We start from the raw sequence: 413 nt of genomic DNA on the forward strand, positions 1-413 counted from the left end.
AAAAATCTTTCAAATAGCTCTAACTTGCACAATGCTTCCCGTTAATATAATACGCTGATTCTGTGAAAACCGTAAATACAACCTCTACTTCTGGAAGTCCAAAATCCATTACATATGTAGTAATGGCCTTGGCAAATCGATCACGAATTTCCTGTCCACGCTCGAACCATTTCACTTCAATAAGAGGAAACGCTTCTATTTCTTCTCCATTGAATACAAACGTAGAACTTGGTAGTTCCAACGTAAAATTATCCGTACCACACTCACAAATCTCTGCGAGCTCTTCTACTAATGGCTTGCTTATGCGTTTTAATTGTTCAGTAGTAATTCCACGAAACACAACATGCGGCATGTGAATCCCTCCGTTAGATAGCTTTATATTTGCTCACATCATAGCACAATTTATTTTGCTG

General features: G+C 38.0%; 1 protein-coding gene. It reads right to left on the bottom strand.

What is annotated here, in order from left to right; all coding sequences use genetic code 11:
* Nucleotides 1–19: 19 nt before the first annotated feature.
* Entirely contained in the window at nt 20–352 is a 333-nt protein-coding gene (locus MR109_RS29805; protein WP_001120967.1) for a DUF1904 family protein, read from the bottom strand.
* Nucleotides 353–413: the final 61 nt, after the last annotated feature.

The organism is Bacillus cereus group sp. BfR-BA-01310, from assembly GCF_022664325.1.
GTDB lineage: Bacteria > Bacillota > Bacilli > Bacillales > Bacillaceae_G > Bacillus_A > Bacillus_A paramycoides.